This window comes from Caballeronia sp. LjRoot29 (genome assembly GCF_964252755.1).
GTDB lineage: Bacteria > Pseudomonadota > Gammaproteobacteria > Burkholderiales > Burkholderiaceae > Caballeronia.
In genome coordinates this window covers 62,679-69,722 of the sequence record NZ_CAXUPU020000038.1, presented here as the reverse complement: position 1 = coordinate 69,722, position 7,044 = coordinate 62,679, and the positions used below count along the sequence as shown (strand labels likewise).

9 protein-coding genes are annotated in these 7,044 nt (G+C 63.8%); all 9 read left to right on the top strand.

The features are described 5' to 3' along the window. The first annotated feature begins 303 nt into the window (after window positions 1-303). Genes atpD through ACSQ83_RS29985 form a run of 9 tightly spaced genes read left to right on the top strand, consistent with a single transcriptional unit; the run spans window position 304 to window position 7,035 of the window. Entirely contained in the window at window positions 304-1,782 is a 1,479-nt protein-coding gene (gene atpD, locus ACSQ83_RS30025) for a F0F1 ATP synthase subunit beta (protein WP_414950482.1), read from the top strand. Continuing rightward, window positions 1,779-2,222 carry a F0F1 ATP synthase subunit epsilon gene (locus ACSQ83_RS30020; protein WP_436230639.1) on the top strand — a complete coding sequence of 148 codons (444 nt, stop codon included), beginning with the start codon at window positions 1,779-1,781 and terminating at the stop codon, window positions 2,220-2,222. Before atpD ends, ACSQ83_RS30020 begins: the two co-directional genes overlap by 4 nt. Continuing rightward, window positions 2,219-2,542 (top strand): AtpZ/AtpI family protein, encoded by a 324-nt coding sequence (locus ACSQ83_RS30015; RefSeq protein WP_414950382.1) that lies wholly within the window; start codon window positions 2,219-2,221, stop codon window positions 2,540-2,542. Before ACSQ83_RS30020 ends, ACSQ83_RS30015 begins: the two co-directional genes overlap by 4 nt. Then, complete coding sequence (locus ACSQ83_RS30010) at window positions 2,539-2,820, top strand: N-ATPase subunit AtpR (protein WP_414950383.1); 282 nt, start codon at window positions 2,539-2,541, stop codon at window positions 2,818-2,820. The genes ACSQ83_RS30015 and ACSQ83_RS30010 overlap by 4 nt, the downstream gene beginning before the upstream one ends. After that, window positions 2,817-3,515 carry a F0F1 ATP synthase subunit A gene (locus tag ACSQ83_RS30005; protein WP_414950384.1) on the top strand — a complete coding sequence of 233 codons (699 nt, stop codon included), beginning with the start codon at window positions 2,817-2,819 and terminating at the stop codon, window positions 3,513-3,515. Before ACSQ83_RS30010 ends, ACSQ83_RS30005 begins: the two co-directional genes overlap by 4 nt. Beyond that, window positions 3,512-3,760 (top strand): F0F1 ATP synthase subunit C, encoded by a 249-nt coding sequence (locus ACSQ83_RS30000; protein WP_031359402.1) that lies wholly within the window; start codon window positions 3,512-3,514, stop codon window positions 3,758-3,760. The genes ACSQ83_RS30005 and ACSQ83_RS30000 overlap by 4 nt, the downstream gene beginning before the upstream one ends. Window positions 3,761-3,773: 13 nt before the next feature. Further along, a complete protein-coding gene (locus ACSQ83_RS29995) occupies window positions 3,774-4,508 on the top strand; it encodes a F0F1 ATP synthase subunit B family protein (RefSeq protein WP_436230638.1) in 735 nt (244 codons plus the stop codon). Then, on the top strand, window positions 4,505-6,088 hold the full coding sequence (locus ACSQ83_RS29990) for a F0F1 ATP synthase subunit alpha (protein WP_436230637.1): 1,584 nt from the start codon (window positions 4,505-4,507) through the stop codon (window positions 6,086-6,088). Before ACSQ83_RS29995 ends, ACSQ83_RS29990 begins: the two co-directional genes overlap by 4 nt. Beyond that, on the top strand, window positions 6,085-7,035 hold the full coding sequence (locus tag ACSQ83_RS29985; protein ID WP_436230636.1) for a F0F1 ATP synthase subunit gamma: 951 nt from the start codon (window positions 6,085-6,087) through the stop codon (window positions 7,033-7,035). The genes ACSQ83_RS29990 and ACSQ83_RS29985 overlap by 4 nt, the downstream gene beginning before the upstream one ends. The last annotated feature ends 9 nt before the right edge of the window (window positions 7,036-7,044 follow it).

Sequence of the window (7,044 nt, the reverse complement as noted above, 5' to 3'; positions counted from 1 at the left end):
GCACATAACCCGCGAAGACCTGGAAAGCACCAACCCGGCAATGAACCCGACCGCTAACGCAGAACCCGCGCAACCTGGAACTGCCCCTGACCGCTATCGCCCCTCTTCCCTTGATACAGATCAATCATCCGATTGCCCCTCCCGATACAGTTGACTCTCGCCATCACTATTGATCGCGCGCGCACGGCGGCCAGACCCGCGAACAACGCGATACACGCCTTTCAGTTGCAAGAAAGAACACCCCCTCCAAAGGCAAGCAAATTGAACACTCGACCCGCGGTCGCATCCACCGAAAACCATCCCTTGACGGATGGCGTGGAGAACGCGAGTCCGAGTGAACGCGCCCAAGGCCGCGTAGTCGCAGTACGAGGCGCAATCGTGGATGTCGCGTTCGACCACACCGCGTTACCGCTCATCGAAGAATCTCTGTCCATCTTCACGGATCGCGGACCACCGATCATCGCTGAAGTACAAGCTCACCTCGACGAACACACAGTCCGCGCACTCGCGCTCCAATCCACCGACGGGCTGAATCGCGGCACAGCCGTGCGTGCCTCCGGCGGGCCGATCCTCGTGCCGGTAGGTGAAGCCATGCTAGGTCGTCTGATCGATGTCACCGGAACGCCGGGAGACCGCGGCGCCCCCTTCGCCGACGACGTCCCGCGCCGCCCGATTCATCGCGCCCCACCGCCGTTTGCATCGCAGAGCGCAGCCACCGAGATCTTCTGGACCGGGATCAAGGTCATCGACTTACTGACCCCGCTTGCACAAGGCGGCAAGGCCGCCACCTTCGGCGGCGCCGGCGTCGGCAAGACCGTGCTCGTGATGGAGCTCATCCACGCAATGGTCGAACGCTACAAAGGCATCTCGGTCTTCGCCGGGGTCGGCGAACGGTCGAGGGAAGGCCACGAGATGCTGCTCGACATGCGCAACTCCGGCGTGCTGCCGCGGACGGTATTGGTCTACGGCCAGATGAACGAACCGCCGGGCGCACGCTGGCGAGTGCCGCTGACGGCGCTCACCGTCGCGGAATATTTTCGCGACGAACGCCACCAGAACGTGCTCCTGCTAATGGACAACGTCTTCCGGTTTGTCCAGGCAGGTGCCGAGGTCTCTGGCCTGCTTGGACGGCTGCCCTCGCGGGTCGGCTATCAGCCAACGCTCGCAAGCGAAGTGGCCGCGCTGCAGGAGCGCATTGTGTCGGTCGGCGGTGTATCGGTGACCGCGATCGAGGCTGTCTATGTTCCGGCAGATGACTTCACCGACCCCGCCGTGACGACCATCGCGGCGCATGTGGACAGCATGATCGTCCTGTCGCGTTCGATGGCCGCCGAGGGCATGTATCCCGCCATCGATCCCATCGCTTCGTCGTCCATCCTGCTCGATCCGGCCTTCGTCGGCGACGAGCACGCAGCGGTTGCCATTGAGGTACGCAAGACCATCGAACATTATCGGGAACTGCAGGACGTCATCTCGCTGCTCGGAGTCGAGGAACTGGGCGTGGACGATCGCCGCATCGTTGGACGGGCTCGCCGGCTGCAGCGCTTCCTGAGCCAGCCGTTCACCGTCACGGAGGCGTTCACGGGCGTGCCCGGCCGCTCAGTGGCGGTCGCCGATACGATCGCCGGCTGCAAGGCAATCCTCACCGGCGATTGCGACAACTGGCAGGAAAGCTCGCTCTACATGATCGGCACACTCGATGAAGCCCGTGCTCGCGAAGCGGCCTCGGCAACGGCAACGGCGGCCAAGACCGGGCCTGTTGCGGAACAGGTCGAATCATGAGCGCGCTCCTGCACCTGGTCATCGCCACGCCGTCGCGCGTACTGTTCGACAGCACGGAGGTCGCAGCGCTGCGTGCCGAAGACGCCACGGGCAGCTTCGGCATTTTGCCGGGCCACGCGGCGTTCCTGACCGTGCTCGCGCCGTCCGTTCTCCGATGGCACGCCGCCGACGGCATCGAACAATTTTGCGCGGTAAAGGAAGGCGTGCTGCGCGTATCGGGCGGACACGAAGTATCGATTGCATGCCGTGAAGGTGTGATGGGCACGAGCGGCGTGTCGCTCGAAGTACTCGAGGCGCAAGTCCATGCCGCGCGCGCAGCGCAGCTCGACGCAGTGCGTCGTGCGCGCGTGGATGAAACCCGTCTTCATGCGCAAGCCGTTCGCCAGTTGCTCCGATATCTGCGCCCAAGCGCCGGATCGGCCGATGGAGCAGGGCCGTGACTCAAGCCTCACCTGGCGATATCGACCCAAAGCGCAACGACGACAGCATGGCGCATGCCGCGCGGCAAGCCGTGCAACGCGAACGCGAGTTGCGGGAAGAGCCGGAACCATCGCTTGGCGTGCGTCTCGGCCAGATCGGCATTCTTGGCTGGACCATCGTCGTGCCGACGCTGCTTGGGCTTGTCATCGGCCATTGGCTCGATCGGCACTTCAACACCGGCGTGTTTTTCTCGGCGCCGCTACTCATGGCAGGCGCAGCCGTTGGATTATGGTCCGCATGGAAATGGATGCATCGGCAAACCCGGAGAGATCGGCAATGACTTATCACTTACCGCTCGCAGCCCAGATCGCAATTGGTGTGAGCGTCGGGCTTGCGGCTGGCGCAATCCACTTCTCGACCCTGCGCTGGAACGTCCGGCTGCTGATCTCCGGCACGCCGGCCAAGGCTATCGGCCTGCAACTCCTACGTCTCGCGGGCGTGGTCGTTCTCTTCGGTGTCCTGGCTAAACTTGGCGTGTGGCCACTGTTATGCGGCGCGGCCGGTTTGCTGTTGGCGCGCAGCGTCATCTTGCGACGCGTACAGGTCAGCACGCCATGATCGCCTCGCCTCTCGTCACTGCCACGCTGTTCCATATCGGGCCCATCGATGTATCGTCACCGGTAGTAGCAACATGGGTCATCATGGCCCTGCTAGCCGGGGGCGCCGCCTGGTACACGCGCCGCTTGTCGCTCACGCCATCGAAAATGCAGACGGTGCTCGAACTGGTGGTCAGCACCATGGACGACCAGATTCGCGACACCATGCAAGCCGAGCCCGAGCGATATCGTTCATTGGTCGGCACGCTCTTCCTGTTCATCCTGGTCAGCAACTGGTCTTCCCTGCTGCCCGGTGTCGAACCGCCGACCGCGCACGTGGAAACCGACGCCGCGCTGGCCCTCATCGTGTTCTTCGCAACCATTTTCTACGGCATTCGCACGCGCGGTCTGGGCCGTTATCTCGCCACGTTTGCCGAACCCACCTGGATCATGATCCCGCTCAACGTGGTCGAGCAGATCACGCGAACGTTCTCGCTGGTCGTGCGTCTGTTTGGGAACGTGATGAGCGGGGTCTTCGTGGTGGGCATCGTGCTATCGCTCGCCGGACTGCTCGTCCCCATTCCGCTGATGGCGCTCGACCTGCTTACCGGCGCAGTGCAGGCGTATATCTTCACGGTTCTCGCGATGGTCTTCATAGGCGCCGCGCTAGCCGAAACTTCCACAAAGACTTCCAGCAAAGAGGCAGGCCAGCAATGAACAATCTGATCCAGGTAGTGAGCATTCTCGCCGCAGCGCTCGCGGTCTCGTTCGGTGCAATCGGGCCCGCGCTTGGCGAAGGCCGCGCGGTCGCCGCCGCCATGGACGCGCTCGCGCGGCAGCCGGAATCGGCCGGCACGATCTCGCGCACGCTGTTCGTCGGCCTGGCGATGATCGAGACCATGGCGATCTACTGTCTGGTCATCGCCCTGCTCGTGCTGTTCGCCAATCCGTTCGTGAAGTGAGTGCGCACTGATCATGCATATCGACTGGTGGACCCTCCTGCTGCAGACCGTCAACGCGCTGGTGCTCGTGTGGCTGCTGGCGCGCTTTCTGTTCCGGCCGGTGGCGAAAATCGTGGCGGAGCGCCAGCATGCAGCCGCAGCGCTCATGGCCGATGCCGCCGCAGCCAAAGCTGCGGCCATCGTTGAACAGCAGAAGGCCACCGCTGAGTGTGCTGAACTTGCCGCGCAACGCACGCATCTGCTGGAAGCGGCGACGGCCGAAGCCGCGCAGCTCAAGACGTCGCTTGCGAACGCGGCCCGCTCCGAGGCGGACCAGATGCGCACGGCCGCGCAAACCGCCATCGATGCCAGCTGGCGCGAGGCCGCGTCAGCCGACTCCGATCGCGCATCGCAATTCGCACTCGATATCACCGCGCGGCTACTCGACCGCCTGCCCGCCGAGGCGCGGATCGCGGGATTCATCGATGGGCTGGCGCGCGAGCTCGCTGCGCTGCCCGAGGCTACCCGCGCACAACTGACCGGCAACGATGATCCGGTCCATCTGATCGTGCCTCGCACCCTCAGTGGCGATGAACTGGCGGCATGTCAGACCGCGTTCACGAAGGCGCTCGGTCATCCGTTGCAGGTTCAGATCACAGTCGATCCCGCCGTGATTGCAGGGCTCGAACTGGAAGCGCCGCACGCACTCGTACGCAACAGTTTTCGCCACGATCTCGCCGGCCTTAAAGCGGAGCTCCTCAGCGCATGACACTCGACCGACCTGACCCCGCCACGGCAGACAACGACTGGCTCGCCAGCAGCCGCGCCGCCCTCGCCCGCACTCAGTTTGCGCCGCAGGCGGAAACTGTCGGGCGCGTTGAACACGTGTCCGACGGCATTGCTTCCGTCTCAGGCCTGCCCGATGTGCGCCTGAACGAACTGCTGTGCTTCGAGGGCGGCCGGTTCGGCTTTGCGCTGACGCTGGACGCCGATGCTATTGGCGCGGTCCTGCTCGACGACGGCGATGCGATTTCCGCCGGCTCACGCGTCACCGGAACGGGCCGAGTGGTGGAAGTGCCGGTCGGTCCCGGACTGCTCGGGCGAGTGGTCGATCCGCTCGGCCGGCCACTCGACAACGACGAACCCGTATCGGCTGAAACGCATTTGCCGATCGAGCGGCCGGCGCCTTCCATCATCGACCGGGATCTGGTCGCGCAACCGGTCGCCACAGGCATCCTCCTAATCGATGCGCTGTTTGCAATCGGTCGCGGGCAGCGCGAACTGATCATCGGCGACCGGGCGACCGGCAAGACCTCGATTGCGATCGACACCATCGTGAATCAGAAGGACACCGACATGATCTGCGTCTATGTCGCGATCGGTCAGCGTGCGACCGCCGTGCAGCGCGTCATCGATGCCGTGCGCCGCCATGGCGCGCCCGAGCGATGCGTGTTCGTGGTCGCGTCGGCGGCAGCGTCGCCGGGATTGCAATGGATCGCCCCGTTCAGCGGTATGTCCATCGCCGAATATTTTCGCGACCGCGGGCAACACGCGCTCATCGTGATCGACGACCTGAGCAAGCATGCCGCGACGCATCGCGAACTCGCGTTGCTTACCCGCGAGCCGCCCGGCCGCGAGGCCTACCCCGGCGATATCTTCTACCTGCACGCCCGGCTGTTGGAGCGCGCTGCGAAATTGTCCAAGGAACTTGGCGGTGGATCGCTCACTGCATTGCCCATTGCGGAGACCGATGCCGGTAATCTGTCGGCTTACATTCCGACCAACCTGATCTCGATTACCGATGGGCAGATCATGCTCGACGCCGCGCTGTTCGCGGCCAACCAGCGCCCCGCCGTCGATGTCGGCCTGAGCGTGAGCCGGGTCGGCGGCAAGGCGCAATTGCCCGCATTGCGCAAGGTATCGGGGCGTTTGCGGCTCGACTATTCGCAGTTCCTGGAACTCGAGATGTTCACGCGTTTTGGCGGCGCGATGGAGCCAAGGGTCAAGGCACAAGTAGATCGTGGCCAGCGGATTCGCGCGTTGATTACACAGCCGCGTTTTGCGGCGCTGCGTCCTGTCGATGAAATCGCGCTCCTGGCCGCGCTCGCCGATGGCGTGTTCGATGAAGCGCCGGTCAGCTGCATTGCGACGGTTCGCGGGAGACTTGCGGCACATCTGGACGTGCACGGTGCGCCTGCCGCGAGCGCTGAGCTGGTTGCAACGGGGACGCTCGACGAGGCCACGTTGACCGCACTGATAGCCGCCGTACGCGATCTTGCAGTGCAAGTTAGCGCCGCGCCTGAAGCCGGGCACACGAACGAAACCAAACCCGAAGCCGCTTCAACATGAGCAATAAACTCAGCGAAGTTCAGGCGCGGATGAATGGCGTGCACGGGCTCGAATCGGTGGTCGGCGCAATGCGCGGTATTGCTGCGGCGCGCTCGCGTGAAGCGCGCAGCCGGCTGGATGGCATCCGGGCCTGCGCGCGGATTGTCGGCGCGGCAATTGGCGATGCGCTACTTCTGATCGACGATCACGCGTCGCGGGAAACCACAAGCGCGGACGCGCAGCATGACACGGCCATGGTGATCGTCCTGTGCGCGGAACAGGGTTTTGTCGGCACGTACAACGAACATGTGATCGATACAGCGCTTGCACCAGCTGCTGCAAATGCTCAGTCTTCATCGACGGAATACCTGCTGCTCGGTGACCGCGGGATCGTGGCGGCAACAGAACGCGGGTTGAACATCGGCTGGTCTGCACCCATGGTCACTCATGCCGACGAAGTGCCCGCACTCGCCGATCGCCTCACCCATATTCTGTTCCAGCGACTGGTCGCCGGGCAGACCACTCGCGTGAGTGTGATTCACGCTACACCGAACCCAACCGCCTCCGTCCAGACCGTCGAGCAGACCCTGCTGCCGTTCGATTACGGGCGCTTTTCGGCTAATTCATCGGCACCGTCTCCCACAAGCGCGCGCCGCAACCCACCGCTTATCAACCTCGCGCCAAAGCAGTTGTTATCGCAACTCGCGGAAGAATACATCTTCGCGCAGCTTTGCGAAGCCATCATGCTGTCGTTCGCCGCCGAAAATGAAGCGCGCATGCGGGCGATGATCGCTGCACGCACGAACGTCCATGACAAGCTCGACGCATTGACCGGCGATTATCGCCGGCTGCGACAAGAGGAGATCACGTCGGAGATCGTGGAGCTTTCTGCAGGAAGCGTCGCCGCCGGCAGACCGTCAAAAAGACCGCGCCCGCGCACTGTGCCGGACACCCCCCCTTCCTTCTGATACCACCAC